This window comes from Pseudomonas sp. HUK17, from assembly GCF_001566765.1.
In genome coordinates this window covers 119,002-142,817 of the sequence record NZ_LSMW01000001.1, presented here as the reverse complement: position 1 = coordinate 142,817, position 23,816 = coordinate 119,002, and the positions used below count along the sequence as shown (strand labels likewise).

Sequence of the window (23,816 nt, the reverse complement as noted above, 5' to 3'; positions counted from 1 at the left end):
CGCCATGGGTTTTCGCCTCACCGAGATCTACACCCGCCAGGGCGACGCCGGCGATACCGGGCTCGCCGACGGCAGCCGGGTGCCCAAGGACCATCCGCGCATCGAGGCCATCGGTGCGGTCGACGAACTCAACAGCGCCCTGGGCCTGTTGCTCGCCGAGCTGGCGGAGGACGCTCGCCTGGCCGAGGTGAGCGAGGCCCTGGCGCCCTGCCAGCACCGGTTGTTCGACCTTGGCGGCGAACTGGCCATGCCCAGCTATCGCGCCCTGCAGCCGGTGGAGATCCAACGCCTGGAAGGCGCCATCGATCACTGGAACGCCGAGCTGGGGCCGCTGGAAAATTTCATCCTGCCCGGCGGTTCCCGCGCCGTGGCCCAGGCCCATGTCTGCCGCACCCTGGCCCGTAGCGCCGAGCGGCGCTGCCGCAGCCTGCATGCGGCGGAACCCCTGGAAGGCCAGGGCCTGCCCTATCTCAATCGCCTGTCCGACCTGCTGTTCGTCGCCGCGCGCATCGTCGCCCGGCGCCAGGGGGTGAGCGAGGTGCTCTGGCAGGCCGCGCGGCCATGAGTGCGCCGGCCACGCCCGCCGCGCCACCCGCGCGTCGCCACGAGGGGCTGCTGGCCCTCTGGGACGGCCTCATCCTGATCCTGGTCTGCGTGAACCTGGCGCTGATCCTGTTCGACAGCCTCTATGCCCTGGGACCGCTCAACCAGGCCCTGGCCGCCGTGCTGCCCGGTTTCCACGCCTTCTACGGCGAACGCATCCACGCCCACTTCACCCGCATCGACCTGGTGTTCGTCGCCTTCTTCATCGCCGACGTACTGCTGGGCTGGCTGGTGGCGGTGGTCGAGCGCCGCCATGCGCGCTGGTACCACTATCCCTTCATCCACTGGTACGACGTGCTCGGCTGCATTCCCCTGGGCGGCTTCCGGCTGCTGCGGGCGCTACGCATCATCTCGCTGCTCCTGCGCCTGCAACGCCTGGGACTGATCGACATGCGCGGCTGGCGGCCCTATCGACTGTTCAACCACTACTACCAGCTGCTCATGGAGGACCTGTCGGATCGGGTGATGATAAAGATCTGCGGTGAACTGCAGGACGAGCTGAATACCCGCGACGACTTCTCCCAGAGCGTGATCGACCGCGTCATCCGCCCGCGCAAGCAGCGGCTGATCGACGGCATGGCGCTGCGCATCCAGGCGATGGTGGAACAGGGCTACAGCCAGAATCGCGCCACCCTGGAACGGCTGGTAGGCGACGTGGTGCAACGTGCCCTGGACGAGAACCCCGACCTGGCCCGCCTCAAGCGGCTGCCCATGGGCGAGCGCCTGGCCGACACCCTGGACGGGGTGCTCACCGATATCGTCAACGGCCTGGTACGGGAGGCGGCGGCCAGTCTGCGCACCCGCGACTTCCGCGCCCTGGCCAGTCGCCTGGCCGATCACGGCTTCGATCAGAGTCTGCCCAGCGGCGCCCAGGACAATGCCCTGGACGAGGTGCTGGTGGAGATCCTCGAAGTGTTCAAGCAGAAGGTCCTGCAGCGCCGGCTCGATCAGCTCGACGGCGAGCTCTGGCCGCAGGAATGGCAGCGTAGCGAGATCGATCCGATCAACGCGCCCCGGCGCTGATCTGCTGCTGCAGATTCTGCACCTGGGTCTGCAGGGTGGTGATGTTGCGGGTGGTCTGCAGGCGGAAGGCGTCGAATTCCTTGCTGTCCGGTCCGACCGGGCGGGCGTCCAGCTCGCTGCGCAGCACCAGCAGGTCCTGCTGCATCTCGCCCAGGGCCTGACTCTGGGCACTGGGTTTCTTCAAGGCGGCGATGTCCGCCTGCAGCGCCTTGTTCTGCGCGGTCAGGCTGGCGACCTGCTCGGCCAGGCTGCCGGTCTGCGCCAGGCCATTCTTCAGCGCCGCCTGTTCCTCGGCCAGGGCCTTCAGCCGGGTGTCCACCTCGCCACTGCCGGTCTGCAGCGCGCTGGAAAGATTCTGCAGGCGATTGTCCTGGGCCTGCTGGTTGTCGCTCACCCCCTGCTGCTGACGCGTGAGTTCGGCGACCTTGGTCTGCAGTGTCTTGACCTGCAGCAGCAAGGCCTCGCGGCTGGTGGTGCCGGAGGATTCGCTTTCCACCAGCTTGCCGGAGATGTCACGCAGCCGGCCTTGGGCATCCTCGCTGATGCGCGCGAAGTTCTCCTGGGTGGCCACCACCTGCTCCTGCATCAGCACCAGTTGCTGGTGACTCCACCAGGCGACGCCGGCCAGGGCCAGGGTCAGGGCGGCGACCAGTACCCACAGCGGCGCCGTGGAGGGGCCGCGCCGGACCGGGCGGGCATGAACGGCGGCAGGCTCGTGATAGACCTCGTCGGCCTCGACCGGCCGGCGACCAACGGGGCGACGGTCGTCGCGCTCCGGTGTCAGGCTCGGGACGTTGTCCATTTCATCGAGAAGATCGTTGCGCATGGCAGACCTGTGAGCAGAGGCGAAAAGACGGAATGGCGGCCAGTATAACGGTCGTCACGGCCGACGCGGGGCAGTCGGCCGAGGCTTTCGTTGCGGGATCGTGCACCGAAACGCAGTCTGCGTCGACATCACTGCGCCATCACGACGCAGAATCAGCCGCGGTAGCCCTACCAAGCCCGCTGTTCCTGGCGCCAGCGCTCCTGGTACGTGATTTGCGTCACGACCAACCTCAAGCCAAACGGGAGGTGAGCATGGAATACAACAAGGCGTTCTTCGATTGCCTCGGCGCACTGCGTCGTCGACTGCGGCAGGAGCAAGGCATGGTGATTCGCTTCGACGAAGCCGAGGCGGTTCCGCGAATGCTGGCGGCCAGCCAGGCCTCGGACGATCCTGAGACCCGTGAACTCGGCGAGCGCCTGGCGAGGCTGTGCGGCTTGATGCCGGTGGTGACCCCTCTGCCGTCCATGGCGGAGATGGCAGGCTCGACCTATGTCAGCCAGGAATTTCTCGCGGCCACTCGCCGCTACACCGGCCCGCTGCGCGGCTGACGCCGAGCTGGACGATATTCCTCCAATGCTGTCCAGGAGGCGGCCTCCGGACGAAAGCCGAAGGCCTCCTGGGCGGCGCGGATGTCGAGGGTGAAGGGACTGTCGAGCAAGTCGGGCCAGCGAGCTTCCTGGCGCAGGGTACGCAGCCGCGCATAGAGCGCGCGTGGACTCAGGGTCTTCGCCTCGGTCACCGTCGGCAGCTCGAAGCGCCGCAGCAGGAAGTTGACCGCATCCCAGCACACCAGCGGCTGGCCGTCGCTGAGGTTGAACACCTTGCCGCTAGCCGCCGCCGGCTGCTCCAGCAGCAGCGTCACCAGCGCCTGGCGCAGATTGCCGGCACTGGTGAAGTCCCAGCGATTGAGGCCGTTGCCGCGGCGCCCCAGTTGTTTGGCCTTGGCCTGCTCCAGCAGCCCGCGCGCCCAGTCGCGATCGGCCAGGCCGAGCACCTGGGCCGGCCGCAACACCGTGACCTGAGGGCCGAATTCACCGGCGGCCAGGGCCAGGCGCTCCAGTTGCAGACGGCGCTGGGCCTCACGGCCCTTGGGCTTGGCCGGCACCTGGTCTTCCTTGAGCGCCTCGCCACCCCGTTCATAGACACGGGCGGACGACACATAGACGAATTGCGCGACCTGCTGCTGCAGGGCGGCTTCGATCAGCACCTGGCCGTGGTCCAGATCGGCCGCGCTCGGCACGCCGGCCACGTCGGTGCAGTGGGCGATGGCGTCGATGTCGTCGCACAGCGCCAGCACCTGCACGGGCTGGTCGAGCAAGGCGGGATGATAATCGGCGCCACGCTCGACCAGGGCATCCAGGGTCGCACCGGGACGGCCGTGCACCCGCACCAGTTGGCCGCGGTCGAGCAGATCGCAGGCCAGGCCCGCACCGAGCGCCTCGCTGGCGCCCGTGATCAAGATACGCATGTCGCTGGGATTCCCGAAGCTATCCGCGGTCGCCCGCGGCGACCCATCGGCCAGTGTAACCAAAGCTTTCGACAGCCGCCGCTAATCGCGCACCAGCCACTGACCGGCAACCTGTTCAAGGTGCCGGGTCAGGGCCTGCAAGGCGGCGCCACCGTTGCGCCAGTGGTGCCAGAACAGGGGGACGTCCACCCATTGGCCGGGCGCCAGATCCACCAGCTCGCCGCACGCCTGGGCGGCCGCGCTCTGGATATCCGGCAGGAGCCCCCAGCCGATACCGCCCAGGGTCATCTGCAGGAAGCCCTCGGCGGAAGGACAGAGGTGGTAGTCGAAGGGCTGGGTGACGCCGAGCTGCTCCAGATAGCGATGCTGTAAGCGGTCATCCGGGCCGAAGACGATGGCGGGCGCCCGCGCCAGGGCCTGGGGATCAGGCAACCCGGCCAATTGCCGCGTGCGGAATTCCGGGCTGGCCAGGGCCCGGTAGCGCATGGCACCCAGGGCGCTGACCCGCGCCCCGGCCAATGGCTGGCCGTTGGCGCAGAGACAGGCGGCCACTTCGCCGGCGCGCATGCGCCTGAGCACCACATCCTGATCCTCCACCACCAGATCCAGCAGTACACCCTGCGCCCTGACCCAGGGACCGACCGCCAGCGGCCACCAGTTGGCTAGGCTGTCGGCATTGAGGGCGATGCGCAGTCGCTGTGGCGCCTCCTCGGCCAACCCCGGCACCGCGCTGCCCAGATCGGCCTCCAGCAGCCGCACCTGCTGGATATGGCGCAGCAGGCGCAGACCCGGCGCCGTCGGCTGGGGCGGCGTTTCCCGCACCAGCACCGCCTGGCCGACCCGGGCTTCGAGCAGCTTGATGCGTTGGGACACCGCCGATTGCGACAGGCCCAACCGCCGCGCCGCCCGCTCGAAACCACCCTCTTCCACCACCACCGCCAGGGCTTCCAGCAATTTGTAGTCGATCATCGATCTGGCTAATGCTGCATAAGGAATATTGGTTTTTCTTATACACCCAGACCCGGCAAGGTGGCAGCCATTCCAGGATGACAAGGCAAGCCCCCGCCATGAACAGCTACTTCACCGGCCTCTTGACCATGGCCAGTCTCATCATGGCGCTGGGCGCCCAGAACACCTATCTGCTGGCCCAGGGATTGCGCCGCGAGCACCATCTGGCCATTGCCGCCTTCTGCCTGACCTGCGATGTCATCCTGGTGGCCGCTGGCGTGCTGGGGCTGGCCGCGCTGATCCAGCACAGCCCGCTATTGGTGGTCATCCTGCGCTGGGGCGGCGCGGCCTTTCTCATCTGGTATGGCGCCCAGGCGCTGCGGAGGGCCTGGAAGCCGGCGGCAATGGGCAGTCTGGAGACCACGAGTCCGCGCAGCCGGCGCCAGGCGCTGCTCGCCGCCGCCGCCGTCTCCCTGCTCAACCCCCATGTCTATCTGGACACGGTGCTGCTGGTGGGCTCCCTCGGCAGCCAGCAGGCCGCGCCCCTGGCCTATGTCTTCGGCGCGGCCACGGCCTCCATGCTGTGGTTCTTCGGTCTCGCCCTGGGCGCTGCCTGGGCCGCGCCCTATCTGGCCCGCCCGGGGGTGTGGCGGCTGATCGATCTGCTGGTGGCGCTGGTGATGTTCGCCGTCGCGGCGCAGTTGCTGGTCTCGACCTGAGGCTGGTCTTCGCCGGGCGAGCGCCCTAAGCTGCGGCTCTGCGTTTTCTGTCGAGAGTCCCCATGCCCTTCGCCCGTTCGCTCCGTAGTCAGAGCCTGCTCCTGTTTGGCGGCAGTCTGCTGCTGATGCTGCTGATCGCCCTGGCCGGCTTCGGCCTGCTCTCCCGCGAGCTGCACCGCTACCAGCATCTGATCGAAGGGCCGCTGGAGCGGCTGGTGGAGATCGACGACACCCACCTGACCTTCAAGATCCAGGTGCAGGAGTGGAAGAACTTTCTCCTGCGCGGTGGCGATGCCGCGACCGCAGAGCGCTATTGGCAGGCCTTTCTGACCCGCGAAGCGGAGGTCGACCAGCGCCTGCAACAGCTGACCACCCGCGTCGACCCCGAATTGCAACCGCGGCTCCAGGCGCTGCGCGCCCAGCACGGGCGTCTGGGCGAGCGCTATCGCGCCGGCCATGCCGCCTATCTGGCTCATGACCGCGATCCGCGCCGCGGCGATGCCGAGGTTCGGGGTATCGACCGGGAGACCGCCGAGGGCTTCGCCGCCCTGGTCGACGACCTGCATGGACACACCGCCGCGCAGATCGCCGCCATCCGCGCCGAGGCCCAGCGCGACATCCTGCTCGCCGGCCTGGCCCTGCTGCTCTGTGGCGGCGGCCTGCTGTTCCTCGGGGTACGGCTGGTGGAGCGTCGACTGGTGGATCCGCTGGTGACCTGCGCCCGGCAACTGGGTCTGCTGGCCCGCGGACGTTTCGGCGAACGGCTGCCCAGCGGGCGCGATGACGAACTGGGCCGCCTGACCCTCAGCACCAATCTCCTGCGCGAGGCCGCCGTGCAGCACACCCACGACCTGCGCCACCAGGCCAACGAAGTCGGCGCCCTCAGCGCCCTGCTGGCCAGTCAGTTGCTGACCGAACCAGGTCAGCCAGCGCGCGACATCGATCCGCAGGTACTCAAGGACGTCAGCCGCCGCCTCGCCGACATCGCCGGCGATCTGCAGGAGGCCGCCAGCCAGCGGCAGGACTGAGGTGCGGCGCTAGAGCTGCGCCGGTACCTCGCGCCATTGCCCCGGTGCCAGGTCGTCCAGCGCCCAGGGACCGATGCGTATCCGCACCAGGCGCAGGGTCGGCAGACCCACTGCGGCGGTCATGCGCCGCACCTGGCGATTGCGGCCTTCGCGGATAGTCAGCTCGATCCAGGCGGTTGGCACGCTCTTGCGAAAGCGCACCGGCGGATCGCGCTCCCAGAGCACCGGTGGCTCGCCCAGCAGGCGGGCTTCGGCCGGCAGCGTAGGGCCGTCATTGAGTTCGACGCCCTGGCGCAGGCGCTGCAACTGCTCGTCGCTGGGAGTGCCCTCCACCTGCGCCAGGTAGGTCTTGGGCAGCTTGTGCCGGGGATCGGCGATGCGCGCCTGCAACTGGCCATCGTTGGTCAGCAGGAGCAGGCCTTCGCTGTCGCGATCCAGACGGCCGGCGGGATAGACCCCTGGCACCGCGACGAAGGCCTTCAGGGTCGTGCGGCCGTCATCGTCTGCGAATTGGGTGAGCACATCGAAGGGCTTGTTGAGCAGCAGCAGCCGCGGCGTGACCGGCGGTGCCTTGGCCTGGCGACGGGGCCGCTGACCGGGGGTGGAACGGGTATTTCGCGACATGGGGATCGATGGCGGTTAGGGTAATCTGAATGGCCCAGTCTATTCGTCCGAGGTCCCATGCGCATCTTTCGTCCGCTGTGGCTGATCCACCTGCTCACCCTGGCCGGCTGCGCTTCGTCCGCCTACGAGGGTCCGCGCTCCGATCACTTCGACGGCGCGCGCTTCCACAACCTGGCGCCACGCGAGGACAAGAGTCTCTGGACGCTGCTGAAATGGCAGTTCACCCGCACCCGTCCCGAGTGGACTTGGCAGGACGGCCCAGCCGTGCCGACACGGCCGGCGACGCGGGTCGAGGGCGGTGAGTTGCGGGTGACCTTCGTCAACCACGCCACCCTGCTGATCCAGCACCAGGGCCTCAACATCCTCGCCGATCCGGTGTGGTCGGCGCGGGTCAGTCCCTTCAGCTTCATCGGGCCCCGGCGCCATCACGCGCCCGGCGTGGCCCTGGACGACCTGCCGCCGCTGGATCTGATCTTTGTCAGCCACAGTCACTACGATCATATGGATCTGGCGACCCTGAGGCGCCTGGCCGAGCGCGCGCCCCTGACGCCGGTGGTGACGCCCTTGGGCAATGCCGAGCTGATCCGCCGCGAGACCGGCTTCGTCACGGTCAGCGAACTGGACTGGTGGCAGAGTCTGCCGCTCAAGGACGGCATACGCCTGCACCTGGTGCCGGGCCAGCACTGGTCGGCGCGCAGTCGCCTCGACACCAATCGCCGGCTGTGGGGTGGCTTCGTGCTGGAAGCGCCGACCGGGCCGGTCTATTTCGCTGGCGATACCGGCTGGGGCCCGCACTTCGCGCTGATCCGCGAACGCCTCGGCGCACCGCGCTTCGCCGCGCTGCCCATTGGCGCCTATGAACCCCGCTGGTTCATGCAGGACAGCCACCTCAACCCGGACGATGCCGTACGCGCCCATCAGGCGGTGGGCGCTGCCAGCAGTCTGGGCATCCACTTCGGCACCTTTCCACTGAGCGACGAAGGGCAGTTCGCCCCGCCCCGCGATCTGTCCCATGCCCGGACACTGCATGGGCTGGCGGACGAGGCATTCAGGACGCTGGCACCGGGTGAGGTCTGGTCGGTGCCCTGAGGTCAGCCGCCGACCTTTGCTGTTTCGATCAAAGGCGGTAGAGAAGAAGCGCTGAGCCAATCCATGAGGGTGGCTCTCATACCGATTCCCCAATGCTGGTCATAGAGCATCCAGGCCCCGGTGACCACGATGGCCCAGAGAATGCTGAACAGCGAACCGACCAGAAAGTATTCGGCAAAGTCCCGCTGATCCAGCTCCTTGAAGCGAGCGACGGTCTTGAGCGCTATCACCGCCGCGAGGATTTCCCAGCTGTTGCTCAGCAGTCCCGCAGCCAACACCAGGCGTTCGAGCCAACCGATGAGGCGTCCCGCGGAAAAGGCGCCATCGGCGGATGAGTCTGGCACCTCTGGTCGTCGCATGCGGATGAGCATCCTGCGACACAAGGCATTGCCGAGCTCGGTCAACAGGACCAAGGCCAAGAGCGTATAGGCCAGTGCATGCAATCCTTGCAGCAACCCGTTCACTGTTCAGCCTCCCTGCGATCCAGATCTGTCAGTACCTCCAGCACGGCGTTCCACTGTTGGCTATAGGCGTCAAAGTGACCGGAGGTACGTACCTTGTAGATGCTATGGACCGATACCTGACGCTGCTCTGCCAGCTCCGCTGGCGACTGTCCATTCAAGAGTGCCGCGATATCGCTCAACTGACGTTGCGTCCAACCCTTCTCGATAACCGTCAAGCCAACCCCTAGCGCATCGAGGGCGATCTCCAGCAGTGGCTCCTGTGGCAGCGAGAAACCATAGCGGCAGAGCGCACGCTTTTCATTGAGCTTGTGCCGACTGCGGCTAAGGCCCGGCCCCATCATGTTCCAGGCCTGTTGCGGATTCACCGCCGTTTCTATCCGGGCCAGCCCCAGGACGAAGCGGCAGTCGATATCGCGCTGCAGGAGATCCAGCCTGATGTCACGCAACAGCCGAGCGCCGGCATTCAAGGAGGTCACCAGACCCTGAAATTCGTCTCCAAGGGTGATGGTCAGCGGTGACGCCAAGACGTCGGCATAACGCCTGTTGTGCTGCACTACCGCTTCATTGAAGGCCTTGTGTAACTGCGCAATATCGGCGGCGTGCTCGCTGTGCACCAAGTCGCCCATTACCACTGCGAGCGTTCTGGCGGTTTTTACCTGCTTTGGGGTCATTTTCGTGATGTAACTAAAAAAGGGTCAACAAGCGCTTTTTACCCAAAAATGGTATGACTCGCCTAGTGCTAGCTATCACCAGTAACCAGCAGGCAAGAGACAAAGGCAGCCAGAGCTTTTGAGGACACCCTCAACGCCTCGCCGCTTCCGCCCGTTGATTCTGGTTACTCCACCAGCCCCTTGTCCCAGAGCCGCACCAGTTCGCTGGGCGCCCGGTCCTCGGGGATCAGCAGGGTCAGTTCGTCTTCCTGCTCGGCGGGTTGCGGGCGAAAGCGCAGCTCCACCTTGAAGTAGCGCTGATCGCCACGCCCGACCTGGGTCGGTTCGCCGGATTCCGGCAGACAGCGTTCCAACACCGAGCAGATGCGCCCGCGCTGGGCGCTGTCGTATTGGCCGAACTCGATCTCCCGCGGCTTGCTCAACGCATGCAGGGGCGCGAAGCCGCCCTGACGTGAGAGCCGTACCACGGTGTCCTTGCCCAACGGGGGAAGTTCGCGCATTGCCCTGTTCCTCTAGCTAAGGGTGACGCCTACGCCGGCCCAGGCTTCCTCGACGGCCTGGACCTCGGCCGACTCGGCACCGAAGCGGCGACCGGCGTTGGATACGGTCAAGCGGGCGAAGGCGGCGAAATCCGCATCGTTGGCCAGGCGGCTGTCGCAGAGGGTGTCGTACCAGATCGGTCCGGCCTTTTCCCAGGCATGACCACCCAGCGCCAGCGCCGCCAGGTAGAAGGCCCGATTGGGAATACCCGAGTTGAGGTGGACGCCGCCGTTGTCTTCGCGGGTCTCGATGTAGTCGCGCATATGCCCGGGCTGGGGATCCTTGCCCAGGGTCGGATCGTCGTAGGCGGTGCCCGGCTCGGCCATGGACCTCAGGCCCTTGCCGTTGATCTTTTGGGTGAGCAGCCCGGCGCCGATGATCCAGTCCGCCTCGGCGGCGGTCTGCTTGAGCTCATACTGCTTGACCAGGATGCCGAAGACATCGGACACCGACTCGTTGAGCGCACCGGACTGGTTGAAGTACACCAGCCCCGCCTCGCTCTCGGTGACGCCATGCACCAGTTCGTGGGCGATGACGTCGAGGGCGATGGTGAAACGGTTGAAGATCTCGCCGTCACCGTCGCCGAACACCATTTGCTCGCCGTTCCAGAAGGCGTTCTGGTATTCCTGGCCATAGTGGACGGTGCCGGCGAGCGGCAGGCCCTGGCCATCGATGGAGTTGCGGCCGAAGACCTCGTTGAAGAATTTGAAGGTGGCGCCCAGGTAATCATAGGCCTCGTCCACCGCGATATCGCTCAGCGGCGGCTGCCCCTCCTGGCGCACCAGCCGCCCGGGCAGCTGCATGGCATTGCCAGCATCGAAGATGCTGCGCTGCGGACTGGCATCATCGGTGCGCGGCAGAGCCCCAACCGGGGCCTGGCGCACTCCGGGCCGACCCGGATTGTGCAGCAGACTCTGGACATGACTCAGGGTGGTCAGGGCGCAAGAACGCTGGTGTTCGTCGCCATGATCGATGATGCGGCCAAGAATGTAGGGGGGAATCACCCCCTGGATGGTGCCCGGGTTACGAGACATGCGCGCCCTCCTCCTCTGGGGGACAAAGGTCCCCGATCACCGCAGCGTGCGGTCCTGCTGATTGGACCACGAAACGACCAGACGACTCCCGCCTCTTCACCCGGAGGCAGGCTTCTGGTACAAAGGCACCCCACGCGGGCGTCGTATAATGGCATTACCTGAGCTTCCCAAGCTCATGACGAGGGTTCGATTCCCTTCGCCCGCTCCAAATCCAGACGGCCTCCAATCAGTCCTTGCGGACCCGCTGATTGGGGGCCGTTGCGTTTCCGGGCCCTGCCCAGGGGTTTCGCGCGCGCGAAACCTAGCCCGCCACCAGACCCTTCACCCGCTGCGCCAGGGCCTCCACCGCGAAGGGCTTGGTCAGGATCGCCATGCCCGGCTCCAGGTGGCCGTCGCTGAGCAGCGAGGTCTCGGCGAAGCCGGTGATGAACAGGACCTTGAGCGCCGGGCGGTGGACGCGGGCGGCGTCGGCGAGTTGGCGGCCGTTCATGCCCCCGGGCAGGCCCACGTCGGTGACCAGCAGGTCGATACGGGCATCGGAGTGCAGCACTTCCAGGCCGCCGGCGCCGTCGGCGGCCTCGATGATGACGTAGCCCAGCTCGCGCAGCAGATCGGTCACCAGCATGCGCACCGTGGGTTCGTCGTCGACCACCAGCACCGTGGCATTGGCGCCTTCCAGCGGACAGGGTCGACCATCGGCCAGGGGCGTCTCGCCTGGCTGCTCTACCGGCCGCAGTGGCAGGTAAAGGCAGACGGTGGTGCCCTCCCCCGGCGTCGAGCGCAGCCGCAGCTGACCGCCGGACTGGCGGGCGAAGCCGTAGATCATCGACAGCCCCAGGCCCGTGCCCTGGCCCATGGGCTTGGTGGTGAAGAAGGGCTCGAAGGCCTTGGCGGCGACCTCCGCTGTCATGCCGCTGCCGGTATCGGTCACGCTCAGGTGCAGATAGCGTCCAGGTGGCAGCTCGAAATCGCGGGCATCTCCGTCACCGAGAATGCGATAGCTGGCGGCGATGAGGATGCGCCCACCGTTGGGCATGGCATCGCGGGCGTTGATGCACAGATTGAGCAGGGCATTCTCCAGCTGGGACTGATCCACCAACAGCGGCTGGTCGTTCGGCAGACTGGTGAACTGCACCTGGATGGCGGGCCCCACGGTGCGTTGCACCAGATCGAGCATGCCGCCCACCAGCTGGTTGACCACCGTGGCCTCCGGAGCCAGGGTCTGGCGGCGGGCGAAGGCCAGCAGGCGATGGGTCAGGGCGGCGGCGCGCTTGGCGCTGCCCTGGGCGGCCAGCAGGTATTTTTCCAGCTCGGTGAAGCGCCCCTGGCCGATGCGCAGGCCCATGAGGTCGAGGCTGCCGGAGATTCCGGCAAGCAGGTTGTTGAAGTCATGGGCCAGGCCGCCGGTGAGCTGGCCGACCGCTTCCATCTTTTGCGACTGGCGCAGGGCTTCTTCCGAGCGGCGGAGGTCTGCGGTGCGTTCTTCGACGCGCTGCTCCAGGGTGGCGGTCAGGTCGCGCAGCTCCGCCAGGGCACGGTCACGCTCGTCGGCCAGGGCCCGGCGGGCGTCCACGTCCAGCAGCACGCCGGGAAAGCGCAGCGGGGCGCCGTCCGCCGCCAGCTCGACATGGCCGTTGGCCTCCAGCCAGTAGTAGCGACCGTCCCTGCGGCGCACCCGGTACTGGTGGGCATAGCGCCCGCCGCGCCCGAGCACGTCGGCGATGGCCGCGGCCAGACCCGCCTGGTCGTCCGGATGCACGTTGGCGACCACCTGCGCCAGGCTCAGCCCATCGCGGCCCAGCGCTGGGTCCAGGCCGAAGTGGCTGGCGAAGGCTTCGTCGACGGTGAATCTGTCGGTGGGCAGATCCCAGTACCAGGTGCCGATGATGGCACCGGCGGCCAGGGCCAGTTGCACCCGTTCGGCCGCCGCCAGCACGCTGCTCTCCGCGGCGCGGGCGCTGTCGCGTTCATCGATGCGCGCCGAGAGCTCCTGTTCGAGGGTCAGGTTGTGTCGGCGCAGCGCGGCTTCGGCGATGTCGCGCTGGCGATGGGCCTGGACGCTGGCGGTGGTCTCGGTGGTGATGTTGAGCATGCCGACGATGCGCTCGCCGTCACGCAGCGGACTATAGGAAAAGCTCCAGTAGGTGTCCTCGGGATAGCCGTTGCGGGTCATCACGAAGTGCTTGTCGACGAAGTGCAGCGCCTCGCCGGCGCGTGCCCGGTCGATCAGCGGGGCGATCTCGTCCCACAGCTCCACCCAGACCTCGTGGATCGGCTGCCCCAGTGCCGCGGGATGCCGCGCACCGAGAAAGGGGGCGTAGGCCTGGTTGTAGATCAGCGTCTGCTCGGCGCCCCAGGTGGCGCACATGGCGAAGGGCGAGGCCATCAGCAGATCGTAGGTGGTCCGTAGCGCGACGGGCCAGCCAGCACGGCCACCCAGCGGCGTGGATTCCCAGGCGAAGGTTTCTAGGTAGGACAAGGAACGACTCACTGGCAGAGGCACTGAGGGATCTCGTGGCCGTCCGGACCCTCTGCAAGGCGCCCGGATGCCCATGATAGGCAGGTACGGGAGTCCCTGCCAGAGTTCCAGGTGACCGACGGCGCAGCCCTGCCCATCGATGGTCGGGCCGGCCCTGCGGCATGCTGTCCCGGTGAAACGACTGGCACCGGCGACGTGCATCTCTTACCGTGTGGCCCCCGCTGTCGCTGTCAGGTATCCGCTCGTCATGTCCGCGTCTTCCACCCCGCCCGAGGGGCTGCAACGCAGCCTGTCCAATCGCCATCTGCAACTGATCGCCATCGGCGGCGCCATCGGCACCGGCCTGTTCATGGGCTCGGGCAAGACCATCGCCCTGGCCGGTCCCTCGATCCTGCTGGTCTATCTGATCATCGGCAGCGCGCTGTTCTTTGTCATGCGCGCCCTGGGCGAACTGCTGCTGTCGGATCTGGAGTACAAGTCCTTCATCGACTTCTGCACCGACCTACTCGGGCCCTGGGCCGGCTTCTTCTGCGGTTGGACCTACTGGTTCTGCTGGATAGTCACCGCCATCGCCGATGTCATCGCCATCGCCGCCTATGCCCAGTTCTGGTTTCCCAGCCTCGCGCCCTGGATCCCGGCGCTGCTCTGCGTGCTGCTCCTGCTGGGCCTCAACCTGGTCACGGTGCGACTCTTCGGCGAACTGGAATTCTGGTTCGCACTGATCAAGATCGTCGCCATCTGCGCCCTGATCGTCACCGGCTTCGGCCTGGTGCTCTGGGGTTTCCAGTCGCCCTCGGGCAACGTGGCGAGCCTGAGCAATCTGTGGAACGACGGCGGCTTCTTCCCAATGGGCCTGGGCGGCTTCTTCGCCGGTTTCCAGATCGCCGTGTTCGCCTTCGTCGGCATCGAGCTGGTCGGCACCACCGCCGCCGAGACCGCCGATCCCCGGCGCAACCTGCCCCGCGCCATCAACTCCATTCCGGTGCGCATCCTGGTGTTCTATGTGTTGGCGCTGGTGGTGATCATGGCGGTGACGCCCTGGCGCCAGGTGGTGCCGGACAAGAGTCCCTTCGTCGAACTCTTCGTGCTGGCCGGCGTGCCCATGGCCGCCAGCCTGATCAACTTCGTGGTGCTGACCTCGGCCACCTCCTCGGCCAATAGCGGCATCTTCTCCACCAGCCGCATGCTCTATGGCCTGGCCCGCGAAGGCCATGCGCCCCGCGGCCTCACCCAGCTTTCGCGGGCGGCGGTACCGGCGCGCGGACTGGTGCTGTCCTGCCTGTGCCTGCTGCTGGGCACGGTGCTGATCTACCTGATCCCCAACCTGGTCACCGCCTTCACCCTGGTCACCACCCTGGCGGCGGTGCTGTTCATGTTCGTCTGGTCGCTGATCCTGCTGGCCTGGCTGGCCTATAGACGCAACCGCCCGGAACGCCATGCCGCCTCGGCCTTTCGCCTGCCCGGCGGGCGCTGGGTGTGCTACGGGGTGCTGGCCTTCTTCGCCGCGGTGCTGGTCTTGCTGACCCTGCAGGACGACACCCGCCAGGCGCTGCTGGCCAGTCCGCTGTGGTTCCTGCTGCTGGGGGTGGGCTACTGGTGGCGCGGGCGGACGCTACGCGGCGGCTAGCCAGGTACTGGTCGCTCAGCCCACCGTCCAGAGTTCATCGAGCCGGGTGGTGTAGCGCGGGCTGAGCAGGTCGCGGCGCATCTGCCAGGCGGGATCCCGGGGAATCCGGGCTGGACGCAGGGTTTCGCGACCGAACTTGCCGTTGATGGCGTCCAGCGTTGCCATCAGCCGGGTAGCGGCCGGATCCGGTGCGGAAGCGAAGAGATCCGCGGCCACCTCGCTACGGCCGTAGAGATCGAGCAGCAACACCTCGGCCTTGGCATAGCCGAAACCGTCGCGAAAGATCTCGCGCAGGCCGGACTGGGCATAATCGTTGAGCACCCGGGTGTCGTCGCTGGGCACCGGCAGATTGAGCAGGGCGGCATTGGCATAGCGAGCCTCGTCGGCGCCGTGCATCCCGGTCTGGATGCTGACCCTCAGGGTGCGACAGAGCGACCCCTGGGCGCGCAGCTTTTCCGCGGCGCGGGCGGTGTAGCTGGCCACCGCCTCGGCCAAGGCGCCGAACTGGTACTGGCGACGGCCGAACATGCGGCTGCTGCAAATGGTCTGCCGCGGCGCCTCCAGTTCTTCGAGACCCAGACAGGCCAGCCTGCGCAATTCCCGGGCGGTCTTCTCCAGCACCACGCTGTAGCGCTGGCGCAGTGACCAGGCATCCTGCGCGGCCAGCTCCCAGGCAGTGGTGACGCCCTCGCCCCGCAGGCGCGCGGCCAGGCGCCGGCCGACACCCCAGACGTCTTCGATCGGCGAGTGTTTCAGCACCCAGTCATGCACCACCGGATCGCGCAGATCCAGCACGCCACCGGTGCGCTCCGGCCAGCGCTTGGCGGCGGCATTGGCCAGCTTGGCCAGGGTCTTGGTACCGGCGATGCCGACGCTGACCGGGATGCCCGTCCACTTCTGCACCCTGGCCTGCAGGCGATGACCGAGGGCGTCCAGGGGTTCGGGCAGGCCAGCCAGATCGGCGAATACCTCGTCGATGCTGTAACGCTCCAGGCGCGGCACCAGAGTCCCCAGGGTGCGCATCACCCGGTCGCTGAGGTCGCCATAGAGAGCATAATTGGAACTGAAGGCCGCGACCTCGCCACGCTGGGCCAGCTCGCGCACCTGAAACCAGGGCGCCGCCATGGCGATGCCCAGGCGTTTGGCCTCGGTCGAGCGGGCGATCACGCAGCCGTCGTTGTTCGATAGCACCACCACCGGGCGCCCGGCGAGATCGGGGCGGAAGACCCGCTCGCAACTGCAATAGAAGGCATTGCAGTCGATCAGCGCCAACACCGACTCAGCCATGGCCAAAGCGCCTCAGGCTGTGGGTGGCCACACCCCAGACTTCGAAGTCATCGCGCTCGCCGATGACCAGGGGTGCATAGGCGGGGTTTTCCGCCAGCAGGACGAAATGGGCGCCTTGCCGACCGAGGCGCTTGAGGGTGGGCTCGCGGTCGCGCACCGCCACCACGATATCGCCCACCCGCGCCGGACGGGCGCGGTCAATGATCACCAGATCGCCAGGAAAGATGCCCACCCCGGTCATGCTGTCGCCACTGACCTGGATGACGTAGGTATGAGGAGCGCGCAGGTCGACCAGTTCGTCCAGCGAAACCTGGCGCTCCAGATGATCCTGGGCCGGCGAAGGAAAGCCGCACGGCAGGCGAAAATCATAGAGCGGCAGCTGGGTGGCGGACGACGCCAGACAACCCAGGACGGTAACGGACATGACAAGGCGCTCCTGCGGATAACTGTGTATTTATACAGTTATCCGCAGCCGCCAGGTTGTAAAGTCCGACCTGATTTCCGCCGATGAGTGGCGCCCTCAGGCGCTGAGGCGGAAGCGCGAGACGATACCGCGCAGATCCTGGGAAAGGCCGGCGATACGCTCGGCGGTACCGGCATCGGACTCGATTCCGCTCAGTACCTGCAGGGTACTGGCACGGATGCCGGTGGTGTTGCGGTTGATGTCCTCGGACACCGCGGCCTGCTGCTCCGCGGCGCTGGCGATCTGCACATTGACGTCGACGATGCGCCCCACGGCGGAGCCGATGCTGGTCAGGCTGACGCTGGCCTGCTCGGCGGCCGCGACACCGGTCAGGGCGTGGCTACGACTGCCCTGCATCTGGCCGACGGCTTCGGCGGTAGCGCCCTGCAATTGCTCGATGATGCGGCGGATCTCCTCGGTGGAGGTCTGGGTACGGGAGGCCAGGGTGCGGACCTCGTCGGCCACCACGGCGAAACCGCGACCCTGCTCACCGGCCCGTGCGGCCTCGATGGCGGCGTTGAGGGCCAGCAGATTGGTCTGCTCGGCGATGGTACGGATCACCGCGATGACCCCACCGATGGCCTGGCTGTGACTCTCCAGGGCGGCGACCTTGGTGGCGCTGAGATCCACCTCGGCGGCCAGGGCTTCGATGGCCTGTTGGGTCTGCTGCATCACCCGGGCGCCGTCGCGGGTGGCCTGATCGGCCTGCTGGGCAGCCGCGACAGCGCCTTCTGTGTTGTTGGCGACGTCCGCCACGCTGGCGGTCATCTCGGTGATGGCCGTGGCCACCTGGTCGGTCTCGCCCTGTTGCGCCTGCATGGTCGAGCGTGCCTGACCAATGGAGCCGGCCAGGGCACCGGATGCCTGGGCGACTGCCTGGGAAGCCTGATCGACCTCGCGCAGCGAGCGACCGAAAGCCTCCAGCATCTCATCCAGGCTACGACCTATGTCGGCGATCTCGTCACGCCCGGACAAGGCTGCCCGGCGGCTCAGATCGCCCCGGGCAGCGGCGGCGGTCACCTCGACCAGCTCGGCGATCCCCAGGCGCAGGGCCTGGTAGATGCCGGCGAAGGTGTAGCTCAGCAGCAGCAAGGCCCCCAGGATCATGCCCAGCATCATATTGCGCAGCGCGGTCTCATGGGCCAGGCGCTCGGCCAGCATCTGGGACAGAAGGCCCTGGGCCTCTTCCAGAACCTTGTAGTAGCGGGCGACCACGGCATTGCCCTGGGCACCCAGAGCGCGCCCGGCAACTACACCCTCCCCGCTCATGGCGGTCAGCATGCCCTGGCGGAAGTTGGCATAGTCGTCCGCCGCGAGCGCCAGGGAGCCCTTGAGGCGTTGCGCCAATTCAGGCGCCTGGCGCGCCAGCAGCCGCAAACCCTGCTCCAGTTCGTCGGCGGTCTGCCGCTCCTGGCGCACCAGGGTACGCGCCACATTGAGGGTGGCCGGATCGAAGTTGTTGGTAGCGCTCAGGCCGCTCGCCAGGCCGCGCAGCTGGCCGATGAGATTGATCTCCCGCGGCAGTCGCAGCGAGGTGATATCGATGAGAAAGAGGCTGGTGTAGTCGGCATCCAGCGCCAGGCCCGAGGTGGCCGAGACGTAATAGAAGAAGTTGAGGGTCTTGGTCAGCTGCTCATTCCAGCCTTCGAACACCTCCAGGGAGTTGCCTGAGGTGCCCTGCAACAACCGTTCGGCTCCCAGCCGCAGCTGGCTGACGCGATCGCCGGTTTCCAGCTTACCGCCGAGTTCACGATCCAGCTGCCCCAGGTCGTCATAGGCCTTGAGCAGGTTGTCGCGATTGTTCTGCCAATCCTGCTGCGCCGAGGTGTCGCCATCCTGGACACGCTTGGTCAGGGCACGCTGCAACATGCTCAGTCGGGCGACCGGGGTCAGCTGCGTCAGATAGCGCTGACCGTCGATCTCCTGGGTCAGGCTCACGCGCTGCTCCTGGATATCCTGATAGAGGTAGACGCTGAGAAACAGAAGCGGCACCAGAACGATGGTGGCGAGGCAGACGAACTTGGCGGGAAACCTCAGGCGATTCATTATCGTTACAGCAGGGGTCAGCAGATTCATGGCTAGCTCGGGCGGCGGCGAAAGGGGTCATTAGGGCTATACCGCCCTATTTGTGACGTAATAGACAAAAATTCTTGTAACAGTTTCGTCTCTATCGAGCTGTCGCTTCGCTTCCCTGGCTATTTGCCACTCGGCGGTCGAAAGCCGCCCCTCAACGGTCTTCGGATAGCTCTAGCATGCATGACTTATTGATTCGCAATGCCTTGGTGCTGGACGGCCACGACCGTCCGGGCAGGCCGCTCGATGTCGCTATCGCAGCCGGACGTATCCAGAAGCTGGGCGACCTGTCCACTGAACCAGCCCGAGAGGTCCGCGACGGCAGCGGCCTGGTGCTGGCGCCTGGCTTCATCGACGTCCACACCCATGACGACACCATGGTCATCCGCCGCCCCGAGCAGTTGCCCAAGCTCAGCCAGGGAGTCACTACCGTGGTGGTGGGCAACTGCGGCATCAGCGCCGCCCCGGTGCGGCTACGTGGCGAGCCGCCGGACCCGCTGAATCTGCTCGGCCCGGCCATGGCCTTCGTCTATCCCACCTTCGCCGCCTACCGCACCGCCGTGGAACGGGCGCAGCCCGGCGTCAACGTGGCTGCCCTGGTCGGCCACACGGCGTTGCGCAGCAACCACCTGGACGATCTCCAGCGTGCCGCCACTCCGGCCGAAATCGCCGCCATGCGTGCCGAGTTGCGCGACAGCCTGGCCGCCGGTGCCCTGGGGCTTTCCAGCGGCCTGGCCTATGCGTCCGCCGCGGCGGCCCCGACCGACGAGGTGGCCCAGCTGGCCGCGGAGCTGGATGCCGTGGGCGGACTCTATGCCACCCATTTGCGCAGCGAATTCGCCGCGGTCCACGAAGCGCTGGACGAAGCCCTGGCCATCGGTCGCCAGGCCCGGGCACCGGTGGTGGTCTCCCACTTCAAGTGCGCCGGGGTGGACAACTGGGGGCGCGCACCGGAACTGCTCGGCGCCCTGGCCGAGGCCGCGCAGACCCAACAGGTTGGCTGCGACTGCTATCCCTATGCCGCCAGCTCCTCCACCCTGGATCTCAAGCAGGTCACCGACCGGCATCGCATCACCATCACCTGGTCCACCCCGCATCCCGAATGCGGCGGCCGTGACCTCGACGCCATCGCCGCCGACTGGGGGCTGGACCTGGACAGCGCCGCACGCCGCCTGCAACCGGCCGGGGCCGTCTACTACGGCATGAGCGAGGCCGATGTGCGGCTGATCCTCGCTCATCCGCTGAGCATGATCGGCTCCGACGGCCTGCCCGAGGATCCCTTCCCCCATCCGCGCCTCTGGGGCGCCTTTCCGCGGGTGCTCGGCCATTTCAGCCGTGACCTCGGTCTCTTCCCCCTGCACACCGCCGTGCACAAGATGACCGGCCTGTCCGCCGCGCGCTTCGGCCTCAAGGATCGCGGCCTGATCGAACCGGGCGCCCATGCCGACCTGGTGCTGTTCGATCCCCAGCGCATCCGCGACGTGGCCGACTTCAGCGACCCGCAACGGCCTGCCGAAGGCATCCACGCCGTCTGGGTGAATGGCCGCTTGGCCTATGCGCCGGGCCGGAGCATCGACGAGCGCCATGGCCGCTTCCTGCCCCGTGCCGGGGACCTGCGGCAAACCTTCCCACGCTGCTGATCGAACGCTACCGGGTAACGTCCTGACCTGATGCACCGCCGTTACCTTCCGCCACTTCCCGGTGCCACCCAAGGCACCGGGAGCCGCTTCTTTGCCCGTCGTTCAAGCCAAGCCATTGATTTGCAAAGCCGTCGAAAAAGCTGGCACAGTCGCTGCAATCCATTCCGTTGTTACGAACCTAATTCCGCTATAACGGAAACGGAGAGACGCTATGATAGGCAAGACGAAGGGGTGGAAAGCGCTGGGGCTGCTGATCGGTCTGGTCGCCATGACCGGCGCCCAGGCGGCCAAGCTGGATGACGTGCTCAAGCGCGGCCATCTGGTGGTGGGTACCGGCAGCACCAACGCCCCCTGGCACTTCCAGGGCGCCGACGGCAAGTTGCAGGGCTTCGATATCGATATCTCCAAGGTCATCGCCAAGGGCCTGTTCAACGATCCGGAAAAGGTCGAATTCGTCGTCCAGGGCTCGGATGCGCGGATCCCCAACCTGCTCACCGACAAGGTCGACATCAGCTGCCAGTTCATCACCGTGACCGCCAGCCGCGCCCAGCAGGTGGCCTTCACCCTGCCCTACTACCGTGAAGGCGTGGCCCTGCTCCTGCCGGCCAATAGCCGCTATCAGCAGATCGACGACCTCAAGGCGGCCAAGAGCGACCTGACCGTGGCCGTGCTGCAGAACGTCTATGCCGAGGAACTGGTGCACCAGGCGCTGCCCGGCGCCAAGGTCGACCAGTACGACAGCGTCGACCTGCTCTACCAGGCCTTGGGTACGGGCCGTGCCGACGCCGTGGCCACCGACCAGTCCTCGGTCAAGTACCTGATGACCCAGAATCCCGGCCGCTACCGCTCGCCCGACTACGCCTGGAGTCCCCAGACCTACGCCTGCGCGGTCAAGCGCGGCGACCAGGACTGGCTGAACTTCGTCAACACCGCCCTGCACGAGGCCATGACCGGTGTGGAATTCCCCACCTACCAGGCCTCCTTCAAGAAGTGGTTCGGCGTCGAGTTGCCGTCCCCGGCGATCGGCTTCCCCGTCGAGTTCAAGTGATCCTGGCCCCGGCGCGGCCTGTCCGCGCCCTCTAGGTAGACGTCGAGCATGAACTACACCCTCAACTTCGCCCCCGTGTGGCAGAACCTGGACCACCTGCTGGCCGGGCTCGCCCTTGGCCTGCAGTTGGCCCTGGTCGGCATCGCCATCGGCTGCCTGATCGGCCTGGCCACCGCCTTCGCCCTGCTCTCGCCGGTGCGGGCACTGCGCTGGCTGGCGGCGGGCTACGTCACCCTGGTGCGCAACACCCCAATCCTGGTGCTGATCCTGTTGCTGTACTTCGCCCTGCCCAGCGTCGGTATCCGCCTGGACAAGCTCAGCTCCTTTCTCATCACCCTGGCGCTCTATGCCGGCGCCTACCTGGCCGAGGTGTTTCGCGGCGGCCTCATGGCCATTCCCAAGGGCCAGCGCGAGGCGGGCCTGGCCATCGGCCTGCGCGAATGGCAGATCAAGGCCTACGTCATCATTCCGGTGATGCTGCGCAACGTCCTGCCGTCACTTTCCAACAGCTTCATCTCGCTGTTCAAGGACACCTCGCTGGCGGCGGCCATCGCCGTCCCGGAACTGACCTACCAGGCGCGCAAGATCAACCTGGAAAGCTACCGGGTCATCGAGACCTGGCTGGTGACCAGCGCCCTCTACATCCTCACCTGCTACGTCATCGCCCTGCTGCTGCGCCAGCTGGAGCGACGGCTGAGCCTGACCCGCTAGGAGCCCGATCGTGTACGAAGCCCCCTCCTGGTTCCTGGAATTGTGGAACGCGCGCCAGACCCTGGCCGCCGGTTTCGCCACCACCCTGGCCTGCTCCGTGATGGCGGTGCTCGGCGGCACCCTGCTCGGTACCCTCGGCGGCCTGGCGCTGACCTATGGCCGCTGGCCGCTGCGCCTGCCCTTTCGCGTCTATGCCGACCTGATCCGCGGCACCCCGGTGTTCGTGCTGGTGCTGGCCTGCTACTACATGGCGCCGGCGCTGGGCCTGAGGCCCACGCCCTTCCAGGCCGGCACCGCGGCGCTGCTGCTGTTCTGCGGCTCCCACGTGGCGGAGATCGTCCGCGGCGCCCTGCAGGCCATCCCCCGTGGCCAGCACGAAGCGGCCAAGGCCATCGGCCTGACCTTCGCCCAGAGTCTCAAGGAGGTGCTCCTGCCCCAGGCGCTGCGCCAGATCCTGCCGACCTGGGTCAATGCCTCCACCGAGATCGTCAAGGCCTCCACCCTGCTCTCGGTGATCGGCGTGGCCGAGTTGCTCCTGAGCAGCCAGCAGGTCATCGCCCGCACCTTCATGACCCTGCAGTTCTATCTGTTCGCCGGGCTGCTGTTCTTTCTCATCAACTTCGCCATCGAGCGGCTCGGCCGCTATCTGGAAAAACGGGTGACCCTGCCATGACCGATTCCAATGTCCCCCTGCTGAGCATCAACGACCTGCACAAGAGCTTTGGTCAGGTGGAGGTGCTCAAGGGCATCGACCTGTCCCTGGAGCGCGGCGACGTGGTCACCCTGATCGGCTCCAGCGGCTCGGGCAAGACCACCCTGCTGCGCTGCGTCAACCTGCTGGAAGACTTCCAGGGCGGCAGCATCCGGCTGGCCGGCGAGGCCATCGGCTATCGCGAGGAAGGCGGTCGCCGCCAGCGCCTGCCGGAGCGCGAGATCGCCCGCCAGCGGTCGCTCACCGGCATGGCCTTCCAGCAATTCAATCTGTTTCCCCACCTCACCGCCCTGGAAAACGTCACCCTCGGCCTGCGCAAGGTCAAGAAGATGAACAAGGACGAAGCCGTGGCCATCGGCGAGCAGTGGCTACGCCGGGTCGGCCTGATCGAGCGCCGCGATTATCATCCCGGCCAGCTGTCCGGCGGCCAGCAGCAGCGGGTGGCCATCGCTCGCGCCATCGCCATGAATCCCAGCCTGATGCTGTTCGACGAACCCACCTCGGCGCTGGACCCGGAGCTGGTCGGCGAGGTGCTGGCGGTGATCAAGGACCTGGCCCAGGATGGCATGACCATGCTGCTGGTGACCCACGAGATGAGATTCGCCCATGAGGTGTCGGATCGCATCGTCTTCATGAGCCAGGGTCGCATCGAAGAGCAGGGTCCGCCCCGCGAACTCTTCGAGCGGCCGCGCTCCACCCGTCTCGCCGAATTCCTCGGCCGGACCTCTTTTTGAATCCC

The 23,816-nt window shown here is 66.8% G+C and carries 24 protein-coding genes and 1 tRNA gene; 13 read left to right on the top strand and 12 right to left on the bottom strand.

Features of this window, described 5'->3' with window-relative positions:
* The first annotated feature begins 4 nt into the window (after positions 1-4).
* Both AX284_RS00650 and AX284_RS00645 read left to right on the top strand, forming a co-directional pair.
* Positions 5-565: a cob(I)yrinic acid a,c-diamide adenosyltransferase gene (locus AX284_RS00650; protein WP_064307383.1), complete on the top strand. Its 561-nt coding sequence runs from the start codon at positions 5-7 to the stop codon at positions 563-565.
* The gene (locus tag AX284_RS00645) at positions 562-1,626 is read left to right on the top strand and encodes a hypothetical protein (RefSeq protein WP_068383035.1); all 1,065 of its coding nucleotides are present in this window, start codon (positions 562-564) and stop codon (positions 1,624-1,626) included. The genes AX284_RS00650 and AX284_RS00645 overlap by 4 nt, the downstream gene beginning before the upstream one ends.
* On the opposite strand, the gene AX284_RS00640 is transcribed toward AX284_RS00645, so the two are convergent.
* A complete protein-coding gene (locus AX284_RS00640; RefSeq protein ID WP_064307384.1) occupies positions 1,607-2,452 on the bottom strand; it encodes a hypothetical protein in 846 nt (281 codons plus the stop codon). The two genes, AX284_RS00645 and AX284_RS00640, sit on opposite strands and share 20 nt — an antisense overlap.
* A gap of 251 nt (positions 2,453-2,703) precedes the next feature.
* Here AX284_RS00640 and AX284_RS00635 point away from each other — a divergent pair, with 251 nt between their 5' ends.
* Positions 2,704-3,000 (top strand): hypothetical protein, encoded by a 297-nt coding sequence (locus AX284_RS00635; protein WP_068383033.1) that lies wholly within the window; start codon positions 2,704-2,706, stop codon positions 2,998-3,000.
* Here the strand turns inward: AX284_RS00635 and AX284_RS00630 are convergent.
* Positions 2,976-3,920, bottom strand: coding sequence for an NAD-dependent epimerase/dehydratase family protein (locus tag AX284_RS00630; protein WP_068383031.1), 945 nt, complete (start codon positions 3,918-3,920; stop codon positions 2,976-2,978). The genes AX284_RS00635 and AX284_RS00630 overlap by 25 nt on opposite strands.
* An 81-nt stretch (positions 3,921-4,001) precedes the next feature.
* The gene (locus AX284_RS00625) at positions 4,002-4,889 is read right to left on the bottom strand and encodes a LysR family transcriptional regulator ArgP (protein WP_068383029.1); all 888 of its coding nucleotides are present in this window, start codon (positions 4,887-4,889) and stop codon (positions 4,002-4,004) included.
* A gap of 98 nt (positions 4,890-4,987) precedes the next feature.
* Between AX284_RS00625 and AX284_RS00620 the strand changes: the two genes are divergently transcribed.
* Positions 4,988-5,587: a LysE/ArgO family amino acid transporter gene (locus AX284_RS00620; RefSeq protein ID WP_068383027.1), complete on the top strand. Its 600-nt coding sequence runs from the start codon at positions 4,988-4,990 to the stop codon at positions 5,585-5,587.
* A 62-nt stretch (positions 5,588-5,649) separates the two neighbouring features.
* A complete protein-coding gene (locus AX284_RS00615; RefSeq protein WP_068383025.1) occupies positions 5,650-6,615 on the top strand; it encodes a HAMP domain-containing protein in 966 nt (321 codons plus the stop codon).
* A 9-nt stretch (positions 6,616-6,624) separates the two neighbouring features.
* Here AX284_RS00615 and AX284_RS00610 read toward each other — a convergent pair whose 3' ends face one another.
* On the bottom strand, positions 6,625-7,239 hold the full coding sequence (locus tag AX284_RS00610; protein ID WP_068383023.1) for a pseudouridine synthase: 615 nt from the start codon (positions 7,237-7,239) through the stop codon (positions 6,625-6,627).
* A gap of 57 nt (positions 7,240-7,296) precedes the next feature.
* Between AX284_RS00610 and AX284_RS00605 the strand changes: the two genes are divergently transcribed.
* The gene (locus AX284_RS00605) at positions 7,297-8,328 is read left to right on the top strand and encodes an MBL fold metallo-hydrolase (RefSeq protein ID WP_068383022.1); all 1,032 of its coding nucleotides are present in this window, start codon (positions 7,297-7,299) and stop codon (positions 8,326-8,328) included.
* A gap of 2 nt (positions 8,329-8,330) precedes the next feature.
* Here the strand turns inward: AX284_RS00605 and AX284_RS00600 are convergent, their stop codons facing one another.
* The 4 genes from AX284_RS00600 to AX284_RS00585 form a co-directional block, all read right to left on the bottom strand.
* Entirely contained in the window at positions 8,331-8,792 is a 462-nt protein-coding gene (locus AX284_RS00600; protein WP_068383020.1) for a hypothetical protein, read from the bottom strand.
* Positions 8,789-9,418: a SatD family protein gene (locus AX284_RS00595; RefSeq protein ID WP_082731487.1), complete on the bottom strand. Its 630-nt coding sequence runs from the start codon at positions 9,416-9,418 to the stop codon at positions 8,789-8,791. Before AX284_RS00595 ends, AX284_RS00600 begins: the two co-directional genes overlap by 4 nt.
* 209 nt (positions 9,419-9,627) lie before the next feature.
* A complete protein-coding gene (locus AX284_RS00590; RefSeq protein ID WP_017640065.1) occupies positions 9,628-9,963 on the bottom strand; it encodes a protealysin inhibitor emfourin in 336 nt (111 codons plus the stop codon).
* 12 nt (positions 9,964-9,975) lie between these two features.
* Positions 9,976-11,037 carry a M4 family metallopeptidase gene (locus AX284_RS00585; protein ID WP_068383016.1) on the bottom strand — a complete coding sequence of 354 codons (1,062 nt, stop codon included), beginning with the start codon at positions 11,035-11,037 and terminating at the stop codon, positions 9,976-9,978.
* A 134-nt stretch (positions 11,038-11,171) separates the two neighbouring features.
* Between AX284_RS00585 and AX284_RS00580 the strand changes: the two genes are divergently transcribed.
* Positions 11,172-11,245: transfer RNA gene (locus AX284_RS00580), tRNA-Gly, on the top strand.
* A 93-nt stretch (positions 11,246-11,338) separates the two neighbouring features.
* Here the strand turns inward: AX284_RS00580 and AX284_RS00575 are convergent.
* Positions 11,339-13,405, bottom strand: a complete 2,067-nt coding sequence (locus AX284_RS00575) for an ATP-binding protein (protein ID WP_442963833.1) — start codon at positions 13,403-13,405, stop codon at positions 11,339-11,341.
* A 358-nt stretch (positions 13,406-13,763) separates the two neighbouring features.
* On the opposite strand from AX284_RS00575, the gene cycA reads away from it, so the two are divergent.
* Positions 13,764-15,143, top strand: coding sequence for a D-serine/D-alanine/glycine transporter (gene cycA, locus AX284_RS00570; RefSeq protein WP_064307395.1), 1,380 nt, complete (start codon positions 13,764-13,766; stop codon positions 15,141-15,143).
* Positions 15,144-15,158: 15 nt separating this feature from the next.
* On the opposite strand, the gene AX284_RS00565 is transcribed toward cycA, so the two are convergent.
* The 3 genes from AX284_RS00565 to AX284_RS00555 all read right to left on the bottom strand — a co-directional run bounded on the left by AX284_RS00565 (position 15,159) and on the right by AX284_RS00555 (position 18,969).
* On the bottom strand, positions 15,159-16,430 hold the full coding sequence (locus tag AX284_RS00565; RefSeq protein WP_153015296.1) for a Y-family DNA polymerase: 1,272 nt from the start codon (positions 16,428-16,430) through the stop codon (positions 15,159-15,161).
* A complete protein-coding gene (locus tag AX284_RS00560; protein ID WP_064307397.1) occupies positions 16,423-16,854 on the bottom strand; it encodes a LexA family protein in 432 nt (143 codons plus the stop codon). The genes AX284_RS00565 and AX284_RS00560 overlap by 8 nt, the downstream gene beginning before the upstream one ends.
* Before the next feature lie 96 nt (positions 16,855-16,950).
* On the bottom strand, positions 16,951-18,969 hold the full coding sequence (locus tag AX284_RS00555) for a methyl-accepting chemotaxis protein (protein ID WP_068383010.1): 2,019 nt from the start codon (positions 18,967-18,969) through the stop codon (positions 16,951-16,953).
* Positions 18,970-19,145: 176 nt separating this feature from the next.
* Here AX284_RS00555 and AX284_RS00550 point away from each other — a divergent pair, with 176 nt between their 5' ends.
* The 5 genes from AX284_RS00550 (at position 19,146) to AX284_RS00530 (ending at position 23,811) form a co-directional block, all read left to right on the top strand.
* Positions 19,146-20,606: an N-acyl-D-amino-acid deacylase family protein gene (locus AX284_RS00550; protein ID WP_068383008.1), complete on the top strand. Its 1,461-nt coding sequence runs from the start codon at positions 19,146-19,148 to the stop codon at positions 20,604-20,606.
* A 268-nt stretch (positions 20,607-20,874) separates the two neighbouring features.
* Positions 20,875-21,654 carry a transporter substrate-binding domain-containing protein gene (locus AX284_RS00545; protein ID WP_236712125.1) on the top strand — a complete coding sequence of 260 codons (780 nt, stop codon included), beginning with the start codon at positions 20,875-20,877 and terminating at the stop codon, positions 21,652-21,654.
* A gap of 48 nt (positions 21,655-21,702) precedes the next feature.
* On the top strand, positions 21,703-22,365 hold the full coding sequence (locus AX284_RS00540) for an amino acid ABC transporter permease (RefSeq protein WP_068383004.1): 663 nt from the start codon (positions 21,703-21,705) through the stop codon (positions 22,363-22,365).
* 10 nt (positions 22,366-22,375) lie between these two features.
* The gene (locus tag AX284_RS00535) at positions 22,376-23,038 is read left to right on the top strand and encodes an amino acid ABC transporter permease (protein ID WP_068383001.1); all 663 of its coding nucleotides are present in this window, start codon (positions 22,376-22,378) and stop codon (positions 23,036-23,038) included.
* Complete coding sequence (locus tag AX284_RS00530) at positions 23,035-23,811, top strand: amino acid ABC transporter ATP-binding protein (RefSeq protein WP_068382999.1); 777 nt, start codon at positions 23,035-23,037, stop codon at positions 23,809-23,811. The genes AX284_RS00535 and AX284_RS00530 overlap by 4 nt, the downstream gene beginning before the upstream one ends.
* Positions 23,812-23,816 lie beyond the last annotated feature (5 nt).